Source organism: Donghicola sp. (genome assembly GCF_025210255.1).
Lineage (GTDB): Bacteria > Pseudomonadota > Alphaproteobacteria > Rhodobacterales > Rhodobacteraceae > Donghicola > Donghicola eburneus.
Map to the genome: position 1 here is coordinate 99,000 of NZ_JAOARZ010000042.1, position 20,524 is coordinate 119,523.

At 59.4% G+C, this 20,524-nt stretch carries 21 protein-coding genes; 14 read left to right on the top strand and 7 right to left on the bottom strand.

The features are described 5' to 3' along the window. Window positions 1–127 precede the first annotated feature (127 nt). From lpdA to sucC, 6 genes are all read right to left on the bottom strand, one after another. Entirely contained in the window at window positions 128–1,516 is a 1,389-nt protein-coding gene (lpdA, locus tag N4A58_RS18910) for a dihydrolipoyl dehydrogenase (RefSeq protein ID WP_072707875.1), read from the bottom strand. 102 nt (window positions 1,517–1,618) lie between these two features. Beyond that, window positions 1,619–2,029 carry an MAPEG family protein gene (locus tag N4A58_RS18915; protein ID WP_293712668.1) on the bottom strand — a complete coding sequence of 137 codons (411 nt, stop codon included), beginning with the start codon at window positions 2,027–2,029 and terminating at the stop codon, window positions 1,619–1,621. Between the two features lie 66 nt (window positions 2,030–2,095). Further along, complete coding sequence (gene odhB / locus N4A58_RS18920; protein WP_293712670.1) at window positions 2,096–3,616, bottom strand: 2-oxoglutarate dehydrogenase complex dihydrolipoyllysine-residue succinyltransferase; 1,521 nt, start codon at window positions 3,614–3,616, stop codon at window positions 2,096–2,098. A 4-nt stretch (window positions 3,617–3,620) separates the two neighbouring features. Next, complete coding sequence (locus tag N4A58_RS18925; RefSeq protein WP_293712672.1) at window positions 3,621–6,587, bottom strand: 2-oxoglutarate dehydrogenase E1 component; 2,967 nt, start codon at window positions 6,585–6,587, stop codon at window positions 3,621–3,623. Window positions 6,588–6,688: 101 nt separating this feature from the next. Further along, window positions 6,689–7,570: a succinate--CoA ligase subunit alpha gene (sucD, locus tag N4A58_RS18930; RefSeq protein ID WP_072707867.1), complete on the bottom strand. Its 882-nt coding sequence runs from the start codon at window positions 7,568–7,570 to the stop codon at window positions 6,689–6,691. 422 nt (window positions 7,571–7,992) lie between these two features. Beyond that, on the bottom strand, window positions 7,993–9,186 hold the full coding sequence (gene sucC / locus N4A58_RS18935; RefSeq protein WP_293712674.1) for an ADP-forming succinate--CoA ligase subunit beta: 1,194 nt from the start codon (window positions 9,184–9,186) through the stop codon (window positions 7,993–7,995). Between the two features lie 203 nt (window positions 9,187–9,389). Here sucC and N4A58_RS18940 point away from each other — a divergent pair, with 203 nt between their 5' ends. Then, on the top strand, window positions 9,390–10,361 hold the full coding sequence (locus N4A58_RS18940) for a glycosyltransferase family 2 protein (RefSeq protein WP_293712676.1): 972 nt from the start codon (window positions 9,390–9,392) through the stop codon (window positions 10,359–10,361). 53 nt (window positions 10,362–10,414) lie between these two features. On the opposite strand, the gene mdh is transcribed toward N4A58_RS18940, so the two are convergent. Then, entirely contained in the window at window positions 10,415–11,377 is a 963-nt protein-coding gene (mdh, locus tag N4A58_RS18945; protein WP_072708096.1) for a malate dehydrogenase, read from the bottom strand. A gap of 161 nt (window positions 11,378–11,538) precedes the next feature. On the opposite strand from mdh, the gene N4A58_RS18950 reads away from it, so the two are divergent. The 13 genes from N4A58_RS18950 (at window position 11,539) to N4A58_RS19010 (ending at window position 20,524) form a co-directional block, all read left to right on the top strand. Beyond that, window positions 11,539–12,294: a sulfite exporter TauE/SafE family protein gene (locus N4A58_RS18950; protein WP_293712678.1), complete on the top strand. Its 756-nt coding sequence runs from the start codon at window positions 11,539–11,541 to the stop codon at window positions 12,292–12,294. A gap of 87 nt (window positions 12,295–12,381) precedes the next feature. Continuing rightward, on the top strand, window positions 12,382–13,239 hold the full coding sequence (locus N4A58_RS18955) for a CoA ester lyase (RefSeq protein WP_293712680.1): 858 nt from the start codon (window positions 12,382–12,384) through the stop codon (window positions 13,237–13,239). A gap of 6 nt (window positions 13,240–13,245) precedes the next feature. Beyond that, window positions 13,246–13,797, top strand: coding sequence for an NnrU family protein (locus tag N4A58_RS18960; protein ID WP_293712682.1), 552 nt, complete (start codon window positions 13,246–13,248; stop codon window positions 13,795–13,797). A gap of 5 nt (window positions 13,798–13,802) precedes the next feature. Then, window positions 13,803–14,009, top strand: a complete 207-nt coding sequence (locus N4A58_RS18965; protein WP_176852968.1) for a DUF1737 domain-containing protein — start codon at window positions 13,803–13,805, stop codon at window positions 14,007–14,009. A 1-nt stretch (window position 14,010) separates the two neighbouring features. Continuing rightward, window positions 14,011–15,042 carry a MaoC family dehydratase gene (locus N4A58_RS18970; RefSeq protein WP_293712686.1) on the top strand — a complete coding sequence of 344 codons (1,032 nt, stop codon included), beginning with the start codon at window positions 14,011–14,013 and terminating at the stop codon, window positions 15,040–15,042. Window positions 15,043–15,223: 181 nt separating this feature from the next. Continuing rightward, a complete protein-coding gene (gene sdhC, locus N4A58_RS18975; protein WP_072707849.1) occupies window positions 15,224–15,616 on the top strand; it encodes a succinate dehydrogenase, cytochrome b556 subunit in 393 nt (130 codons plus the stop codon). 14 nt (window positions 15,617–15,630) lie between these two features. After that, window positions 15,631–16,002: a succinate dehydrogenase, hydrophobic membrane anchor protein gene (sdhD, locus tag N4A58_RS18980; RefSeq protein ID WP_293712688.1), complete on the top strand. Its 372-nt coding sequence runs from the start codon at window positions 15,631–15,633 to the stop codon at window positions 16,000–16,002. Between the two features lie 15 nt (window positions 16,003–16,017). Continuing rightward, the gene (gene sdhA / locus N4A58_RS18985; RefSeq protein ID WP_293712690.1) at window positions 16,018–17,823 is read left to right on the top strand and encodes a succinate dehydrogenase flavoprotein subunit; all 1,806 of its coding nucleotides are present in this window, start codon (window positions 16,018–16,020) and stop codon (window positions 17,821–17,823) included. Further along, window positions 17,823–18,152 (top strand): hypothetical protein, encoded by a 330-nt coding sequence (locus N4A58_RS18990; protein WP_293712692.1) that lies wholly within the window; start codon window positions 17,823–17,825, stop codon window positions 18,150–18,152. The genes sdhA and N4A58_RS18990 overlap by 1 nt, the downstream gene beginning before the upstream one ends. A 12-nt stretch (window positions 18,153–18,164) precedes the next feature. Then, window positions 18,165–18,944 carry a succinate dehydrogenase iron-sulfur subunit gene (locus tag N4A58_RS18995; RefSeq protein ID WP_072707842.1) on the top strand — a complete coding sequence of 260 codons (780 nt, stop codon included), beginning with the start codon at window positions 18,165–18,167 and terminating at the stop codon, window positions 18,942–18,944. A gap of 178 nt (window positions 18,945–19,122) precedes the next feature. Further along, entirely contained in the window at window positions 19,123–19,275 is a 153-nt protein-coding gene (locus N4A58_RS19000; RefSeq protein ID WP_293712694.1) for a hypothetical protein, read from the top strand. A gap of 105 nt (window positions 19,276–19,380) precedes the next feature. Then, entirely contained in the window at window positions 19,381–19,587 is a 207-nt protein-coding gene (locus N4A58_RS19005) for a hypothetical protein (RefSeq protein WP_293712695.1), read from the top strand. 91 nt (window positions 19,588–19,678) lie between these two features. Then, the gene (locus N4A58_RS19010; protein ID WP_293712696.1) at window positions 19,679–20,524 is read left to right on the top strand and encodes a DUF1989 domain-containing protein; all 846 of its coding nucleotides are present in this window, start codon (window positions 19,679–19,681) and stop codon (window positions 20,522–20,524) included.

Consider the following 20,524-nt stretch of genomic DNA (forward strand, 5'->3'; position numbering starts at 1 on the left):
TCTGACTTAAGTCAGGTAAATTGGGAGCGCAAGGGGGGGTGGCGTCGCGGGTGGCAGGGCCCCTCTGATCCAAAGGAAAAACCCCCGCGCGGGGCGGGGGTTTTGCAGGTTTTGTCGATTTGGCGCCTTAGGCGTGGATCGCGCCATCGCCGCAAGCCAGAGCGGCTTCGCGCACGGCTTCGGAGTAGGTCGGGTGCGCGTGGCAGGTCAGGGCCAGATCTTCGGAAGAGGCGCCGAACTCCATCGCAACGCAGACCTCGTGGATCAGGTCACCGGCCATCGGGCCGATGATGTGTGCGCCGAGGATGCGGTCGGTTTCCTTGTCCGCGATGATCTTGACGAAGCCATCGGCGGCGAAGTTCGCCTTGGCGCGGCCATTGCCCATGAAGCTGAACTTGCCGACCTTGTAGGCGCGGCCTTCGGATTTCAGCTGCTCTTCGGTGGCGCCAACGCTGCCAACCTCGGGGTGGGTGTAGATCACGCCGGGGATGACGCCGTAGTTCACGTGGCCATGCTTGCCCGCGATCACTTCGGCGGCGGCCATGCCTTCGTCTTCGGCTTTGTGCGCCAGCATCGGGCCGGTGATGACGTCGCCGATGGCGTAGATGCCGGGGACGTTTGTCTGCCATTGGGCATTGGTCTTGATCTGGCCGCGCTCGGTCATCTCAACGCCAAGGTCAGCAAGGCCGAGGCCATCGGTGAAGGGTTTGCGCCCGGTGGCGACCAAAACGACATCCGCGTCGAGCGTGTGCTCGCTGTCGTCCTTCTTGAGCTTGTACGTGACTTTGGCTTTGGACTTCGAGGTTTCGACGCCCTGCACAGCGGCACCCAGAACAAATTCGAGGCCCTGCTTTTGAAGCAGCTTCTGGAAGGTGCGGGCCACTTCGGCGTCCTGACCGGGGGTGATCGCGTCCATGTATTCGACCACTGTCACTTCGGCGCCGAGGCGCTTGTAGACCGAGCCTAGTTCCAGACCGATGACGCCTGCGCCGATGACGACCATTTTCTTGGGGGTCTTGGGCAGGGACAGCGCGCCGGTCGAGGACACGACGATCTCTTCGTCGATCTCGACGCCTGGCAGGGTCGCAACTTCGGAGCCGGAAGCGATGATGATGTTCTTGGCCTCGTGGACTTCGTCACCGACTTTGACTTTGCCGGCCTCGGGGATGGTCGCCCAACCCTTGATCCAGTCGACTTTGTTCTTCTTGAACAGGAACTCGATGCCCTTGGTGTTCTGGCCGATCACGTCGTCTTTGTAGGCCTGCATCTGTTTCCAGTCGACGCTGGGAGATTTGCCCTTGAGGCCCATCTTGGCGAAGTTGTGCTCTGCTTCGTGCAGCTGGTGGGTGGCGTGCAGGAGAGCCTTGGACGGGATACAGCCCACGTTCAGGCATGTGCCGCCCAGGGTTTCACGACCCTCTACACAGGCGGTTTTCAGGCCGAGCTGTGCGGCACGAATGGCGGAGACATAGCCGCCGGGGCCAGAGCCGATCACGATCACGTCGTAGGATGCCATTTTCGAAGTTCCTTTCTGGTGGTCTAGGGCGGGGGCGCTGCCCCCGGACCCCCGGGGTATTGGTGCCAAGATGAAGGGCTTGGCGTTAAGTGCGAACGCTGGTCAGAGCAGGGCGGCGACCAGCATGATGGTTGTGGCGAGAAAGCCCACGGCCCAAATAAGCGAGCGCCACGGCACCCAGCCGAAGGCGTAGGCGGGCACGTAGATGACACGGGCAATCAGGTAGATCCATGCGCAAGTTCCGGTCAGAGCGGTGGACTGGCCGGAGACGGTGGTCACGAGGCAGGCGATCGAAAACAGGATCAGCCCCTCGAAATGGTTGTTTAATGCGCGGAAGAGGCGGCCAGTGCGGACAGAGACCTGTTCAATCAGCGGTTTGCCGAGGCGGTCAGGGTCGCGGGGGCCGAGGGTCTTGCCTTGTCCCAACTCTAAGTTCGCAGGGACGGACATCAGGACGAATTGAACGACCTGGAGCAAGGCGGCGAGGGTGAGGACTGTGAGTTCGGTCGTCATTTTCGGGCGCCTATGCGGCAAGGAGAAGGGGCGCCCCCACCAGCGCGTGGTGGGGGCGGTGTGGTTTTAGATGTCCATCAGCAGGCGACGGGGATCTTCGAGCGCTTCTTTGACGCGCACGAGGAAGGTCACAGCGCCTTTGCCGTCGACGATACGGTGGTCGTAGGACAGCGCGAGGTACATCATCGGACGGATTTCGACCTTGCCGTTGATGGCCATGGGACGATCCTGGATCTTGTGCATGCCCAGGATACCCGACTGCGGGGGGTTCAGGATCGGCGAGGACATCAGCGAGCCGTAGACGCCGCCGTTCGAGATGGTGAACGAACCGCCCTGCATCTCTGCCATGGACAGTTTGCCGTCGCGGGCGCGGCGACCTTTTTCACCGATCTCTTTTTCGATCTCAGCAAAGGACTTTTGGTCTACGTCACGCAGGACGGGAACGACCAGACCCTGAGGGGTGCCAGCCGCGATGCCCATGTGGACGTAGTTCTTGTAGACCACCTCGTTGCCGTCGATCTCGGCGTTCACCTCGGGCACTTCTTTCAGAGCGTGCACGCAAGCTTTGGTGAAGAACGACATGAAGCCCATGCGGACGCCGTGTTTTTTCTCGAACGCGTCTTTGTACTGGTTCCGGATCGCCATCACCTCGGTCATGTCCACCTCGTTGTAGGTGGTGAGCATGGCTGCGGTGTTTTGTGCGTCCTTCAGGCGGCGGGCGATAGTCTGGCGCAGGCGGGTCATCTTTACGCGCTCTTCACGCGATGCGTCGTCTGCGTTTGCGGTACCACGGGGCGCTGCAGAGGCAGCAGGCGCGGGGGCTGCCGAGGTTGCAGCGGCAGCTGCAGCAGCGGCTTTGGCCACGTCTTCTTTCATGATGCGACCGTCGCGGCCCGAGCCCTGAACTTGATCTGCGGACAGACCAGCCTCGGCCATGGCTTTCTTGGCGGCAGGGGCATGCTCGACGTCCTTGCCGGTCGACGAAGATGCTGCGGGCGCTGCGGCAGGGGCCGAGGCGGGGGCAGCAGCGGCTGCGCCGTCGCCCGATGCTATGATACCCAGCTTGCCGCCGGCTTCGACGGTCGAGCCTTCGTCAAACAGGATCTCGGTCAGAGTGCCAGCTGCGGGCGAGGGGACCTCGACCGACACCTTGTCGGTTTCCAGTTCGCACAGCATTTCGTCCTGAGCGACAGTATCGCCGACCTTTTTGAACCATGTCGATACGGTGGCTTCGGTGACGGACTCGCCCAAGGTTGGGACCATCACGTCAACCGAGGAACCGCCCGACGCCGCGGGGGCTTCGGCAGGTGCTTCGGATTTGGCGGCTGGTGCAGCAGGTGCTGCCGCTTCGCCGGACTCAGAGATGTTGGCGAGCAGGGCGTCGACGCCCACGGTGTCGCCCTCGTTTGCAACGATTTCGGCCAGAGTGCCTGCGGCGGGGCTGGGGACTTCGACGGTGACCTTGTCGGTTTCCAGCTCACACAGCATTTCATCTGCTTCAACACGGTCGCCGGGCTTTTTGAACCAGGTGGCGACGGTTGCTTCGGTCACGGATTCGCCCAGGGTGGGAACGCGGACTTCAGTCATTTGCTCAGTTTCCTTCGATGGTCAGCGCCTCGTCGACGAGCGCCTGTTGTTGTGCTTTGTGCTGCGATGCCAGACCGGTTGCGGGCGATGCGCTGGGAGCGCGGCCGACGTAACGGGGGCGGCTGTGTTTTGCTTTGATGCGGCCCAGAACCCACTCGATGTTGGGCTCGATAAAGGTCCATGCACCCTGGTTCTTGGGCTCTTCCTGACACCAGATCATCTCTGCATTCGGGAAGCGTTCCAGTTCCTTGACCAGCGAGATCGCGGGGAAGGGATAGAACTGTTCGACACGCATCAGGTAGACGTCGTCGATGCCACGGGCGTCACGCTCTTCGAGCAGGTCGTAGTAGACTTTGCCCGAGCACATGACGACGCGTTTGATCTTGTCGTCCGACACCAGAGTGGTTTCCGAGTTGCCGCCGCGTTCCGCATCATCCCACAGGACACGGTGGAAGCTGGAACCGGTGGTGAAGTCCTCGGCCTTGCTGACGGCCAGCTTGTGGCGCAGCAGGGATTTCGGAGTCATCAGAACCAGCGGCTTGCGGTAGCTGCGGTGCATCTGGCGGCGCAGGATGTGGAAGTAGTTCGCCGGGGTCGAGCAGTTCGCCACGATCCAGTTGTCCTGACCACACATCTGCAGGAAGCGTTCCAGACGCGCCGAGCTGTGCTCGGGGCCCTGACCTTCGAAGCCGTGGGGCAGCAACATGACCAGACCGGACATACGCAGCCACTTGCTTTCGCCCGAACTGATGAACTGGTCGAACATGATCTGCGCGCCGTTGGCGAAGTCGCCGAACTGGGCTTCCCACAGAACCAGAGCGTTGGGCTCTGCCAGCGAGTAGCCGTATTCAAAACCGAGAACCGCGTATTCCGACAGCATCGAGTCGATGACTTCGTAGCGGGCCTGACCTTCGCGGATGTTGTTCAGCGGGTAGTACCGCTCTTCGGTCGATTGGTCGATGAACGCCGAGTGACGCTGCGAGAAGGTGCCGCGTGTCGAGTCCTGACCTGCCAGACGCACGGGGTAGCCTTCGGTCAAGAGCGAGCCGAATGCCAGCGCTTCGCCGGTGGCCCAGTCAAAACCTTCGCCGGTTTCGAACATCTTGGCTTTGGCTTCGAGCTGACGCTTGACGGTCTTGTGGATGTCGACCGAGTCCGGGGCGTGGGTCAGCGATTTACCGACTTCTTCCATAGTTTCGGGCGCGATCGCAGTTTTGCCGCGCTGGTACTTTTCGCCCTGCTTGTTCAGGTGCGACCAGCGACCGTCCAACCAGTCAGCTTTGTTCGGCTTAAAGGTTTTACCGGTTTCGAACTCGTCGTTCAGATGCGCTTGGAACTGCGCCTTCATATCCTCGATTTCGCCTTCGGGGATCAGGCCATCCTTGACCAGACGCTCGGTGTACAGGGACAGAGTGGTCTTGTGCGACTTGATCTGCTTGTACATCTGCGGGTTGGTGAACATCGGCTCGTCGCCTTCGTTGTGACCGAAGCGGCGGTAGCAGAAGATGTCCAGAACAACATCTTTGTGGAACTTCTGACGGAACTCGGTCGCAACCTTGGCCGCGTGCACAACAGCTTCGGGGTCGTCGCCGTTCACGTGGAAGATCGGCGCCTCAACCATCAGAGCGATGTCTGTGGGGTAGGGAGATGACCGCGAGAAGTGCGGCGCGGTGGTAAAGCCGATCTGGTTGTTCACCACGATGTGCATGGTGCCGCCGGTGCGGTGACCGGTCAGACCCGACAGACCAAAGCACTCTGCCACAACACCCTGACCGGCAAATGCCGCGTCACCGTGCAGCAGAACGGGCAGAACCTGTGTGCGGTCCGAGTCGTCTAGCTGGTACTGTTTGGCGCGCGCCTTGCCCAAAACAACGGGGTTCACCGCTTCGAGGTGCGAGGGGTTCGCGGTCAGCGACAGGTGAACGCTGTTGCCGTCGAACTCGCGGTCGCTCGATGCGCCGAGGTGGTATTTCACGTCGCCCGAACCATCAACGTCCTCGGGCTTGAAGCTGCCGCCCTGGAATTCGTTGAAGATCGCGCGGTAGGGCTTGTTCATCACGTTGGCCAGAACCGACAGGCGACCGCGGTGAGGCATGCCGATGACGATCTCTTTGACACCCAGCGCGCCACCGCGCTTGATGATCTGCTCCATCGCGGGGATCAGCGCTTCGCCACCGTCGAGGCCGAAACGCTTGGTGCCCATGTATTTCACGTGCAGGAACTTTTCGAAGCCTTCGGCCTCGACCAGTTTGTTAAGGATCGCGCGGCGGCCTTCACGGGTAAAGGTGATTTCCTTGCCGAAGCCTTCGATGCGCTCTTTGAGCCATGCGGACTGCTCGGGATCCGAGATGTGCATGTACTGAAGGGCAAAGGTGCCGCAGTAGGTGCGTTTGACGATGTCTACGATCTGGCGCATGGACGCGACCTGCAGGCCCAGAACGTTGTCGATAAAGATCGGACGGTCCATGTCGGCTTCGGTGAAGCCATACGCCTTGGGGTCCAATTCGGGGTGGGGCTCACGGCCGTGCAGACCCAGCGGGTCCAGATCGGCGGCCAGGTGGCCACGAATACGGTAGGCGCGGATCAGCATCAGCGCGCGGACGGAGTCGAGGACAGCACGCTTAATCTGCTCCTCGGAGACTTCGACGCCCTTTTCGGCGGCTTTGGCTTTGATCTTGTCGCCAGCGCCTTTGACTTCTTTGGCCGCTTCGGGCCATTCGCCTGTCAGAGCCCAGACGTCGTCGCCTGCGGGCATCATCGGCCAGTCGCTGCGGCCCCAAGACGGACCTGCGGCTTCTTGTTTGACTTCAACTTCCCCATCACCGAGGGCGGCAAAAAACGCTTGCCACGCTTCGTCTACCGAGTTCGGGTCTGTGGCGTAACGCGCATATAGTTGTTCGATGTATTCGGCGTTGTGTCCCTGCAAAAAGCTTGAGGCATGGAACTGGTCGTTCGGGGATTGATCGGTCATCGCTGCACCTGATTTAGGTTGGACCCGCCCGAGGCGTCCCTCGGGCGGGCTGATGTGTTCGGTCCGACCCTAGCCCCATCGGGGCAGGGTCAGCAAATGGGTTAGCCGATTGCCTTGAGCACAGCTTCGCCGAGGGTTGCGGGGCTGTCCGCAACGACGATGCCTGCCGACTTCATGGCTTCGATCTTGTCTTCTGCGCCACCTTTGCCGCCCGCGACGATCGCGCCGGCGTGACCCATGCGGCGGCCCGGAGGAGCAGTGCGGCCTGCGATGAAGCCAGCAACGGGCTTCCAACGGCCTTTCTTCTTCTGCTCGGCCAGGAATTCAGCAGCTTCTTCTTCTGCCGAACCACCGATCTCACCGATCATGATGATCGACTGGGTTTCGGGATCGTCCAAGAACATGTCCAGCACGTCGATGTGCTCGGTGCCCTTGATCGGGTCGCCGCCGATACCGACTGCGGTCGACTGGCCCAGACCGATGTCTGCAGTCTGTTTCACTGCTTCGTAGGTCAGGGTGCCCGAACGCGATACAACGCCGACCGAGCCACGCTTGTGGATGTGGCCGGGCATAATGCCGATCTTACATGCGTCGGGAGTGATGACGCCGGGGCAGTTGGGGCCGATCAGACGCGACTTGCTGTCGATCAGCGCGCGCTTCACCTTCATCATGTCGAGGACAGGGATGCCCTCGGTGATGCAGACGATCAGTTCCATTTCCGCGTCGATGGCCTCGAGGATCGAGTCCGCTGCGAACGGCGGGGGCACGTAGATCACGGTCGCGTTCGCTTCGGTGACGTGCTTGGCTTCGTGAACCGAGTTGAAAACGGGCAGGTCCAGATGGGTCTGGCCGCCTTTGCCGGGGGTCACACCGCCGACCATCTTGGTGCCGTAGGCGATGGCCTGTTCAGTGTGGAAGGTACCCTGCGACCCGGTGAGGCCCTGACAGATTACCTTGGTGTTTTCGTCGATGAGGACTGCCATGTTCTTGGCTCCTAAATTTTTCTACGAACCGGTTCGGATGAGATCCCGAACCTTGTTTGTTTTCGCGTCGGGTAGAGCGGTACCGCGTCCTGACCATATGGTGCCGGCCAACTGGCCGGATCAGGACTGATACACACTCGTTACCCTACAAACCGCGAAAGGTTATCTAGGTGCGCAGGCTCGGCCGTTCGGCGTGTAAACCAGCAGAAGGTCTGTGGGGCACGACATCGGGCCACTTGCGCGCGATGCGATTGGTCCAGGGGCTGCGTCAGCGGGGATACCTGCCAGAGGCGCTGGGCGATCGCCCAAGTCATACCCGATGAAATCTTTCCGTTGAGTTTCATTTGCCGGATGCTCCGGGGCATTGAAATTCACACAGGCCGAAACAAAAACACAGCCAACCAGAACCAAAAAACGCATACTTAACCTTTCACTGCTTTAACGATCTTCTCCGCGCCATCGCTAAGGTTGTCAGCGGCAATCACGTCGAGACCAGAGGTATTAATAATCTCTTTACCCTTTTCGACGTTAGTACCTTCGAGGCGAACGACCAGCGGAACTTGCAGGCCAACCTCTTTTACAGCTGCAATTACGCCTTCTGCGATGACGTCGCAGCGCATAATTCCGCCAAAGATGTTCACCAAGATACCTTTTACGTTCGGATCCGAGGTGATGATCTTGAAGGCTTCGGTCACTTTCTCTTTGGTGGCGCCGCCACCAACGTCGAGGAAGTTCGCAGGCTCTGCGCCGTAGAGTTTGATGATGTCCATGGTGGCCATCGCCAGACCCGCACCGTTCACCATGCAGCCGATTTCGCCGTCCAGAGCGATGTAGTTCAGGTCGTATTTCGACGCTGCCAGCTCTTTGGGGTCTTCTTCTGTTTCGTCGCGCAGGGCTGCAACGTCCGCGTGGCGGTAGACAGCGTTGCCGTCAAAGCCCAGCTTGGCGTCCAGCACCTTGAGGTTGCCATCTTCCATGACGATCAGCGGGTTGATTTCCAGCATCTCCATGTCCTTCTCGACGAAGGCGGTGTAGAGTTGGCTCATCAATTTAACGCACTGCTTGACCTGTGCGCCTTCCAGACCCAGCGCAAATGCGATGCGGCGGCCGTGGTAGGGCTGGTAGCCGGTTGCGGGATCAACAGAGAAGGACAGGATCTTTTCGGGGGTCGACGCGGCGACTTCCTCGATGTCCATGCCGCCTTCGGTCGAGCAAACGAACGAGATGCGGCTGGTGACGCGGTCAACCAGCAGCGCGAGGTACAGTTCGCGGCTGATGTCCGAGCCATCTTCGATGTAGATGCGGTTCACCTGCTTGCCGGCGGGGCCAGTCTGGTGGGTGACCAGCGTGCGGCCGAGCATCTTTTTGGCTTCTTCGGCTGCTTCTTCAACCGACTTGGCCAGGCGAACACCGCCCTTTTCACCAGCGTCAGCTTCTTTGAAAGTGCCTTTGCCGCGACCACCAGCGTGGATCTGTGCTTTTACAACCCAAAGGGGGCCGTCAAGCTCACCAGCAGCGGTTTTAGCGTCTTCGGCCTTGAGCACGACGCGGCCGTCGCTGACCGGTGCGCCGTATTCGCGCAGCAGTGCTTTGGCCTGATATTCGTGAATGTTCATGGACCTGTCCCATCTTGCTGAAATTCGGTGTACATATACGCCTATGCGATGAGCGTATTAAGGAGTTTTTGCGTGACAGGCTTGAAAATCGGCATATTTCTGCCTTTTGTGATCACAGGTTTTGAGGGTGTGATCACAAGTCTTTGCGGTGTTGCACAAAGATTCGCATGAGGTCCGGCGCTAACATAAGTTGGTCGGTTGTGATGACGGTCAAGGAGCCTGCACCCTTGGTTATGGCCAATGTGGGGTGGCATCTGTCCCTTGGGGCGACAGAGGTGCATGTCTACCTTGACGACCCAGAGGATTCAGTGGCCGATCAACTGGAGGTAGTTGACCGGGTCAACGTGATCCGATGTGACGACGCCTATTGGGACCGAATGACTGTCAGCCCGACGGGCACACGTCAGACCCGTCGCCAAGGTGTGAACGCGACTGATACCTATCGCCGGACGAAAACCGATTGGATGATCCATCTGGATGCCGACGAATTCCTGATGCCAGAGCGCCCGATCGGTCAATTGGTCGCCGAATACGCAAGGAAGGGCCGGTTTCTGCGGATTCCTCCGTGGGAACGCACATATTTGACGTCTAGCGCCCCGCAAAGTTTGTTCGAGGGCGGGTTTCGGCTCCCGTATGTCGGTAAATTGAAGGATGACCAGAACACGTTCTGGCGCGCCACCCCCTTTCTGACCAAAGGGTTGACAGGCCACTCGGTTGGCAAGGCTTTGGTCCCCACGGGCAAGGATTGGCGGATTGGCATCCATTCCCCGCGCGAGGGCGAGCGGCGGCTGCTTGGGGACTATGTCCCCGAGATTGCTTTGCTGCACTTCGACGGCATGACGCCCCTGCATTGGATGCTAAAGGTGCTGCGCTATGCGCACCTGCCGCGAGAGGTGGTCGAGGGCATGCTTGGGGGGCATCGGCGTGAACAGGTCTTGATGGCGCTTCGGCGCTCCCAATCACACGCGCGCCTTTTGCAATTCCATAACCGGCTCAAAGTTACAGATGGCGGCCTACGCGCTCGGCTTGAAGCGCGGGATATGTTTGTGGATGCGCCTTTTGAACCGGCCGAGCAAATCGCGGCGCAACTGGGTTACACTCCAGATTTGTCGGTCGATGGATTCGACGCGCTGCTCCGAGAACGCGCGGGTGATCTGCTGGACAGGCTGAAATGAAAAACGCGCGCCGGTGAGGGCGCGCGTTCCAAAAACTCAGACATTCGTGGCGATTATGCCAGCGAGGGGTCGATTTCTTTACATGCAGCAACGAGGCCTTTGACCGCGTCGACCGACTTGTCGAACATGGCCTGCTCGTCTTTGGACAGCTTGATGTCGACGACTTTCTCGATGCCGTTTTCACCGATGATGGTGGGAACGCCAACGTAGAAGCCTTCGAGGCCGAACGCGCCATCAACGTAAGCCGCGCAGGGCAGCAGACGCTTCTGGTCTTTCAGGTAGGCTTCAGCCATTTCAATCGCCGAGGTCGCCGGTGCGTAGAACGCCGAACCGTTGCCCAAGTACTTCACGATTTCTGCGCCGCCATCACGGGTGCGCTGAACGATGGCTTCCAGTTTCTCTGCAGTGGTCCAGCCCATGTCGACCAGATCGGGCAGAGGAATACCGGCTACGGTCGAGTAGCGGGTCAGCGGAACCATGGTGTCGCCGTGGCCACCCAGAACGAACGCGGTCACGTCGCGCATGGAGACGTTGAACTCCAGCGACAGGAAGTGACGGAAGCGTGCGGAGTCCAGAACGCCAGCCATGCCGCAAACTTTGTTCGCGGGCAGTCCCGAGAACTGCTGCAGAGCCCAAACCATCGCGTCGAGCGGGTTGGTGATGCAGATGACGAATGCGTCGGGCGCGTGGGCTTTGATGCCTTCGCCAACCGATTTCATCACCTTCAGGTTGATTCCCAGCAGGTCGTCGCGGCTCATGCCGGGCTTGCGGGGAACACCTGCGGTTACGATGCAAACGTCTGCGCCAGCGATGTCGGCGTAGTCCTGAGTGCCCTTCAGTGCGGCGTCAAAGCCAGCAACGGGGCCGGATTCTGCGAGGTCGAGCGCCTTGCCCTGAGGGGTGCCTTCAGCGATGTCGAACAGAACGACGTCGCCGAGTTCTTTCATTGCTGCCAGGTGTGCAAGGGTGCCGCCGATCTGACCTGCGCCGATAAGGGCAATCTTGGGTCGAGCCATGGATTTCATCTCCGGGTCGGTTGAAATTGGGCTTTTGGGTAGTGCTTTGTTTGCGTCCGCGCAAGTGTGCTGCGACGCGGCGCAGGGAAATCAGCGGCTTATGTGAACGCTAACCCTATGCTAAAGCCCTATTTGTATGCGCTTTTTTGAAAGGAACTTTCGTGATCGATTTTAGCCTCGTCTTCTTTGCGATCACGATCCCGGCCGTGATTTTTGCTGGAATAACAAAGGCGGGCTTCGGATCGGGGGCGTCTTTTGCCTCTGCTTCGATTCTGGCTTTGCTGCTGGAACCGGGCATTGCGCTGGGGATTATGCTGCCGCTCTTGATGCTGATGGATGTGTTTTCGCTGCGCCCCTATTGGAAGCGTTGGAACAGCCGCGATGCGTTGCGGATCATTATCGGCGCAGTGCCCGGTGTAGCGCTGGGGGCCTTTCTGTATGACCTTGCGAATCCGGATGTCTTTCGACTGTTGATCGGCGGAATCTCTATCGCATTCGTTGTATGGGCGATTGCGCGGGCGCGGGGTTGGCTTACGGTTTCAGGCGCGCCTTTGGGGGCAGGATGGGGCGCTTTTTCGGGTGTGATGGCAGGGTTCACAAGCTTTGTCAGCCATGCAGGCGGCCCGCCGGTGGCCGTCTACTTGCTACGTCAGGGCATGGACAAAACCACATTCCAAGCAACGACGATTATCGTTTTTTGGGCCATCAATTTGATGAAGTTCATTCCCTATGCAGCTTTGGGAATCTTTACCAAGCAGACCTTTCTAGCTGATTTGATGCTTGCGCCATTTGCGGTGCTCGGCGTCTACTTGGGGGTGAAGGCACACAAGCTCGTGCCCGAGAAGCCCTTTTTCGTTTTCACATATGTTGCGCTTACCCTGACCGGCGCCAAACTGATCTTTGATGCATTGTCCTAAAGTATTCTGCGTTGCGGCAAGATTGGGCTTGAAATAGTCGGTCGGAAATGCATTCATCCGCGCAACTTTATTGCGAGGAGAATAGCGATGGACGCGACCACACGGCCCACCCGCTCGGTACTATACATCCCCGGCTCCAAAGAGCGCGCTCTGGAGAAGGCAAAGACCTTGCCTGTCGACGCGATTATCTTTGACCTCGAAGACGCGGTCGCGATCGACGAAAAGGTCGGCGCACGCGACACCCTAAAGACTGCTTTGGCCGAGGGCGATTACGGCAACCGTCTGAAGGTTGTCCGCATCAATGGTCTGGACACTGAGTGGGGCGAGGATGACGCCCGCGCCGTCGCAGAGATGAACTGTGACGCGGTGCTGCTGCCCAAAGTGGACGGCCCTGCGCAGCTGGATGCACTGGCTGCATTGGTCGGTGACAAGCCCCTGTGGGCGATGATGGAGACTTGCGCTGGCATGTTGAACGCCAACGCAATCGCTGCGCACCCGCAGCTCAAGGGCTTCATTATGGGTACCAACGATCTGGCCAAAGAGCTGAACATGCGCTTCCGCGCGGATCGTCTGCCACTGATCACCAGCCTGCAACTGTGCCTTCTGGCCGCTAAGGCCAACGGCGTGATCATCGTGGATGGAGTTTATAACGCGTTCAAAGATGACGAAGGCCTGAAGAACGAATGCGAGCAGGGCCGTGACATGGGTTTTGATGGAAAAACTCTGATCCACCCCGCGCAAGTTGCTGTTTGCAACGAAGCGTTTGCTCCATCCGAGGCCGAGGTTGATCTGGCCAAACGCCAGATTGCGGCGTTTGAACAGGCAGAAGCCGAAGGGCAGGGTGTTGCGGTGGTCGACGGCAAGATCGTCGAGAACCTTCACATTGTCACTGCAAAGAAAATTCTGGCACAAGCGGAGGCAATTGAAGCTCTAGCCGCGGAGTAAGCCAGAATGCTTATCCTTATCCTCGGTCTCCTGCTCTGGGCAGGGGGCCACTATTACAAGCGAATTCTACCCGCCATCCATGAACAAATGGGGCAGAAGGCCAAAGGTCTGTCTACCCTGCTGATCGTTCTGGGCCTTGCCTTGATGATCGTTGGATACCGGAATGCCGCGTTTATCAACGTCTGGTATCCGCCCGCATGGACCGTGCACCTGAACAATCTGCTGATGCTGGTTGCGGTGTTTGTCTTCGGCACGGCGCACACCAAGGGCCGCCTGCGTGGCTGGACCCGTCACCCGATGCTGATCTCGGTGAAAATTTGGGCGGTGGCGCATTTGCTTGTAAACGGGGATCTGGCCTCGATCATCCTGTTTGGCGGGATGCTGCTGTGGGCCGGTTTGCAGGTCATGTTGATCAACCGCGCCGAGCCCGAGTGGGAGCGCCCCGAGAAGGGCTCTGCCAAAAAGGACATCCTTTTGGTGGTCATCACCTTGGTTGCGTTCGGCGTGATCACTGGCATTCATATGGCCTTGGGCGTCTCGCCCTTCCCACAAGGATAAGACTGATGAGCAAAATCTATCGTTTTTTGACCGAGGACGACACCTCGGACTTTTGCCACAAGGTGACTCTGGCCCTGTCCAAGGGCTGGGAGTTGCATGGCAACCCGACTTATTCGTTTGATCATGCGGCAGGGAAAATGCGCTGCGGTCAGGCGGTCACCAAAGAGATCGAGGGTGAGTACACCCCCGGCATGAAACTCGGAGAGCAATGACATGAGCAAGACCAACGCGGGACGTTTCTTTGAAGATTATGCAGTGGGCCAAGTGATTGACCACGCGGTTCCGCGGACGGTCTCGGGCGGGGAGCGGGCGCTGTACCATGCGCTCTATCCTGCCCGTCATGCGCTGTATTCGTCGGACGCCTTTGCGCAGGCCAGCGGTCTGCCCAAATCGCCGATGGATGATCTAATCGCATTCCACACCGTTTTCGGCAAAACCGTGCCCGACGTGTCGCTGAACGCGGTGGCGAACCTTGGCTACGCCGAGGGCCGCTTCCTGAAACCTGTTTATGAGGGCGACACCCTGCGTTCGCGCAGCGAAGTGATTGGCGTCAAAGAGAACTCGAACGGCAAGACCGGTGTGGTCTATGTGCGCACCCAAGGCCTGAACCAGAACGACGAAGTGGTCATGGAATATGTCCGCTGGGTGATGGTCCGTAAACGCGACGTGACCGCACCTGCGCCCGAAGCTGTTGTGCCTGACCTGAAAAAGGTTCTGTCGGTCGAGGATCTGGTGATCCCCGAAGGTCTGGATTTCACCAACTATGACTTCACGTTGGCTGGCGAGGCGCATCGCTGGGCCGACTACCAAGTGGGCGAAAAGATCGACCACGTGGACGGTGTCACCATCGAAGAAGCCGAGCATATGCTGGCCACGCGTCTCTGGCAGAACACCGCCAAGGTGCACTTCGACGCGACCTTCCGCGAAGACGGCAAGCGCTTGATTTACGGCGGTCACGTAATCTCTATGGCGCGGGCATTGTCGTTCAACGGTCTGGCCAACGCGCAAATGATCGCGGGCATCAACGGCGGCGCACATGCCAACCCGTGCTTTGCTGGCGACACGGTGAAGTGCTGGACCGAAGTGCTGGATAAGGCCGAAACCAGTGCACCCGGCGTTGGCGCATTGCGTCTGCGTCTAGTTGCGACAAAGGGCGGCGAACCGTTCAACCTGAAGGGTGAGAACGGCAAATACCTGAGTGAAGTACTCTTGGATCTGGACTACTGGGTTCTGATTCCCTGTTAACGCTAAAACGTGATCACACTTGTTAACGGTGTGATCACGTTTGAAAAAAATATGTCGGAAACACGATAAAATGCTGCCCTGCGGCACGTTGGAGCCGTGACAGATCGCGAAAATCGGCTATCAATCTGCCCGAGGCACCGCGGCCACCTGGGAGTCGGCTGCGCAACCGAAAGGAAGACTTATGGCTGATGTGAATCGGGGCAACCGCCCGCTCTCACCGCACCTGACGATCTATCGCTTGCCGATTACTGCGATTACGTCGATCCTGACCCGTATCACCGGAAACGCCCTGCTGGTTGCAGCACTGATGACCGTTTGGTGGTTTCTGGCGGCCGCGTCGGGCCCTGAATATTACGACTTTGCCAACGCTGTGATCACCAGCTGGTTTGGCGATCTGGTTATGGCGCTGTCCGTACTGGGTCTGTGGTACCACACGCTGGCAGGCGTCCGTCACCTGATCTGGGATCAGGTCATCGCTCTGGACATCAAAACTGCCGAAAGCCTGAGCTGGCTGGTCATCATCGGATCCGTCGCACTGACTGTGCTGACTTGGATCATCATGCTGATCGCATAAGAGGAGAGCGTCAGATGGCATATCTTACCCCCCGCAAGCGCGCGACTGGCATGGGCTCGGCAAAGTCGGGCGTCGCACATTTCTGGAACATGAAGGTCAGCTCGATTGGTCTCCTGATCCTCGTGCCCCTGTTTGTTTTCACATTTGGTCCGGCACTGGGCAGCAGCTACGAGGAAATGGTTGCGTACTACCAGCATCCGTTCCCCGCGATCATTGCGATCCTGACCCTTGGTGTTGGTTTCATGCACTTTAATAACGGTTTTCAGGTCCTGATCGAAGACTACGTTCACGGTGCTGCCGGCCAGTACTCGATCATCGCTATGAACTGCCTGTGCTACGCCGCTGCGGCAACCGGCATCTTCTCGATCATCCGCATCGCACTTTAAGTCAGAGAGGCGCAGATGGCTGCATACGAATACGAAACCCACGATTATGACGTGGTGGTGGTTGGCGCTGGTGGCGCTGGCCTGCGTGCAACCCTTGGCATGGCCGAACAGGGCCTGCGCACCGCTTGTGTGACCAAGGTTTTCCCGACCCGCTCGCACACTGTTGCGGCGCAGGGCGGTATTGCTGCTTCGCTGGGGAACATGGGTCCCGACAGCTGGCAATGGCACATGTACGACACTGTTAAGGGCTCGGACTGGCTCGGTGACACCGACGCGATGGAATACCTCGCACGCGAAGCACCCGCCGCTGTGTACGAACTGGAGCACTATGGTGTGCCCTTCAGCCGTACCGAAGAAGGCAAGATCTACCAGCGTCCATTTGGTGGTCACACCACCGAGTTCGGCGAAGGCCCGCCCGTACAGCGCACCTGTGCGGCTGCTGACCGGACCGGTCACGCGATCCTGCACACCCTGTACGGCCAGTCGGTCAAAAACAACGCGGAATTCTACATCGAATACTTCGCGCTGGACCTGATCATGTCCGACGATGGCGTTTGCACCGGCGTTGTCTGCTGGAAGCTGGACGACGGCACCATGCACGTCTTCAACGCGAAGATGGTTGTTCTGGCGACAGGCGGTTACGGCCGTGCCTACTTCAGCGCGACTTCGGCGCACACCTGCACCGGTGACGGTGGCGGTATGGTGGCCCGCGCGGGTCTGGCCCTGCAGGACATGGAATTCGTTCAGTTCCACCCCACCGGTATCTACGGCGCAGGCTGTCTGATCACCGAGGGTGCACGCGGCGAAGGCGGTTACCTGACCAACAGCGAAGGCGAGCGGTTCATGGAGCGTTATGCTCCGAACTACAAAGACCTCGCGCCGCGTGACTATGTGTCCCGCTGTATGACCATGGAAATCCGCGAAGGTCGCGGTGTTGGCGCCGAAGGCGACCACATCCACCTGAACCTGTCGCACCTGCCCGCAGAAGCCCTTCACCTGCGTCTGCCCGGTATTTCGGAGTCGGCACGTATCTTTGCTGGCGTTGACGTCACCAAAGAGCCGATCCCCGTTATCCCGACCGTGCACTACAACATGGGCGGCATTCCCACCAACTACTGGGGTGAAGTACTGAACCCGACCGCCGAAGACCCAACTGCTGTTGTTCCCGGCCTGATGGCTGTGGGCGAAGCGGGCTGTGCCTCGGTACACGGTGCGAACCGTCTGGGCTCGAACTCGCTGATCGACCTCGTGGTCTTTGGCCGTGCCGCCGCAATCCGTGCAGGTGCTGTGGTGGACAAGGACGCATCGATCCCCGCGACCAACGTGGCTCAGGTCGAGAAGTGCTTCGATCGCTTCGACGGTATCCGCAACGCACAAGGTGGCACCCCAACCGCAGAACTGCGTCTGGAAATGCAGAAGACCATGCAGCGTGACGCTGCCGTCTTCCGTACCGCCGAGACCATGAAGCAGGGTGTCGAGGACATGACCGCGATCGCGGGCAAGATGGGCGACCTGAAGGTCACCGACCGCAGCCTTGTCTGGAACACCGACCTGATGGAATCGCTGGAACTGACCAACCTGATGCCGAACGCGCTGGCCACCATCTACGGTGCCGAAGCCCGTCATGAATCCCGCGGCGCCCACGCGCACGAGGATTACTCGGAGCGTGACGATGAAAACTGGCGTGTGCACACCGTCAGCCGCGTCGATGGCAACAAGGTCGATCTGTCCTACCGTCCGATCATCACAGATCCTCTGACCACCGAGGACCAAGGCGGCATCGAGATCAAGAAGATCGCGCCCAAGGCACGTACCTTCTGATGGGTCTTGCGGGGGCATATCGGGCGGGTCTTCCTGCCGGATTGCTGCTGGGGCTGGCAGCTTGCGGATCGCAAGCGCCTGTCTCGCAGGCTCCTGCACCGGCTGACCGGATGGATGCCTATCAGGCTGTCCGTCCGGTGGTTGCAAACTATATTCCTGCGGCGCAGGTTGATGTGGTCACCTCTTGTGTGATCCAGACAGCCCCCGCCGCGGATATTTCAAACTTTGCCCAGACGGGTGGGGCGATCGGCGAACAGCAGACGCTCCGCATTCTGGACCTGATCAAGGCGCCTCGCGCCAACGATTGTATCGCGAAACAGCTTCTCTGAGAGGAGAGACCCATGGTTGAATTGGCTCTGCCCAAGAATAGCCGTATCACCACAGGCAAAACCTGGCCCAAGCCCGAGGGCGCGACGAACCTGCGTACCGTGCAGATTTATCGCTGGAACCCTGATGACGGCAAAAACCCCAGCGTCGATACCTACTTTGTCGATATGGATACCTGTGGTCCGATGATTCTGGACGTTCTGATCAAGATCAAGAACGAGATGGACCCCACGCTTGCCTTCCGCCGCTCGTGCCGCGAAGGCATCTGTGGTTCGTGCGCTATGAACATCGACGGCATTAACACGCTGGCCTGTATCTATGGCACTGACGAAGTCAAAGGCGACATCAAGATCTACCCGCTGCCCCACATGCCCGTGGTCCGCGACCTGATCCCCGACCTGACGCACTTCTACGCGCAGCACGCCAGCATCATGCCTTGGCTTGAAACCAAGACAAACACACCTGCCAAAGAGTGGAAGCAGTCGATCGAAGACCGCGAGAAGCTGGACGGCCTTTATGAGTGTGTGATGTGCGCCTGCTGCTCGACCAGCTGCCCCAGCTACTGGTGGAACGGCGATCGTTACCTCGGGCCAGCAGCGCTGCTGCACGCCTACCGTTGGCTGATCGACAGCCGCGACGAAGCGACCGGCGAGCGTCTGGACAACCTCGAAGACCCCTTCAAGCTGTACCGCTGCCACACCATTATGAACTGCGCGAAAACTTGCCCCAAGGGTCTGAACCCCGCGAAGGCGATTGCGTCGATCAAGAAAATGATGGTCGATCGGGCCTACTGATCACACCAGATCTAGCAATGTTAGCGCGCCGTTACCCAATACTGGGTAGCGGCGCGTTGCGTTTGCGACACAGTTCTAAAGGATATGCTGCACCTGCAAAGGTGTAGGGGTGTTCTTCGGAAAAAAGAGGATCATATCAACGGGCAGGGAGGAGCTACCTAGTTCAAAAGGTGCTCACATGTTGGAAGTTAAACGTTCCCCTGCCGACGAAGCTCTCGAGCAAATGTTCGGTTACTACACTCCCGAAGCCGAGTTGGCTGCTCCGGCCCCGACTGCGTTCGAGGAAGAAGCCGCGAACACCGACTACGCGGAATATTTCGAGGCCGCGTAATTTGCGACCTCGCAGCCCCGTGCAGGACCCTCCTCCTTGCACGGGGTTTGCTTTTCCAGCGCAGGCTTTTAGGTCTAGGCGCACGATCCCCAGAGGAGCCTCCGTATGATTGTCGCTGTTGGATTGATCATTGCCTTTGTGCTGGTGCTGATCTTCTCGAACCGCCAAACGCGCAACTGCCGTTGGCGCGAGAACCGTCGCAAGGATCGGGGCGGCCAGCGCTACTACCACTGCGTCAGTTGCGGGGCCGAGACTTGGGGCGATCCCCAGAAGCCCCCTCAAGTCTGCTTGAAACCCGAGCTCGACAACTAACCCTGCCATATTGCCCGGCTCCCACGGATTGGGGCTTCCTCCTGCGCGGATCCTGTGGCTTTCTTGCGGCCGCAAGACAGGAGAAGACCCCATGTGCAACGCCCCCGCCGATGCCGAGGCTCGCCGCGCGATCAAGCCGGTGATCTGCTACCCGACCGACACGCTGCCCCAGCCGAATATGGCGATCTATGAAGCGGCGCGGAACGGGGCAGAAGTCATCGAAACGGTACTCGCCCCTGCGCGGGATGCGGCCAGTTTCACTGTCACCGCGGGGCACTTCTTCCGGATCACATCTGTCACAGGCCCTCAGGTCGGGGACCTGAACCTGTGGAACGCCCATGATCTGTCCGAGCGGTTCTTCAGCGGCAAAACTCGCGCGCTTCATGGCGCTCACGTCACAACTGGCGACCGCTTGTGGTCGAACCTGCCGCACCTGCGTCCCATGGCGACGGTAACCCACGACACACTGGGCTGGTACGGGATCGACGAATACGGCGGTTCGGTCCACGACGTGATCGGAACCCGCTGCGATCCCTACACGCATAACCTGCTGTCCGGCGGGCAATATCACCACTGCTGCCATTCGAACCTGACGCGCGCACTGTCGGACCGCTCGGGCCTGTCCTTGGCCGAGGCCGAGCCCCACGTCCACGATGTGCTGAATGTCTTTATGTGCACAGGCTTTACCCGCGACACCGGCCAGTATTTTATGAAGGCCAGCCCCGTCCGCCCCGGCGACTACATCGAGTTCTTCGCGGAAATTGATCTTCTGGGGGTACTCAGCGCCTGTCCAGGGGGCGACTGTAGCAGCGAACACTCCAGCGACACCGCCGCCTGCTATCCGCTACAAATCGACATCCTGCGTCCCGCACAGGGGGCACTGGACACATGGCAGCAGCCCGCAGCCAACGGATATGACCGCAGCCACGGGCGTTAA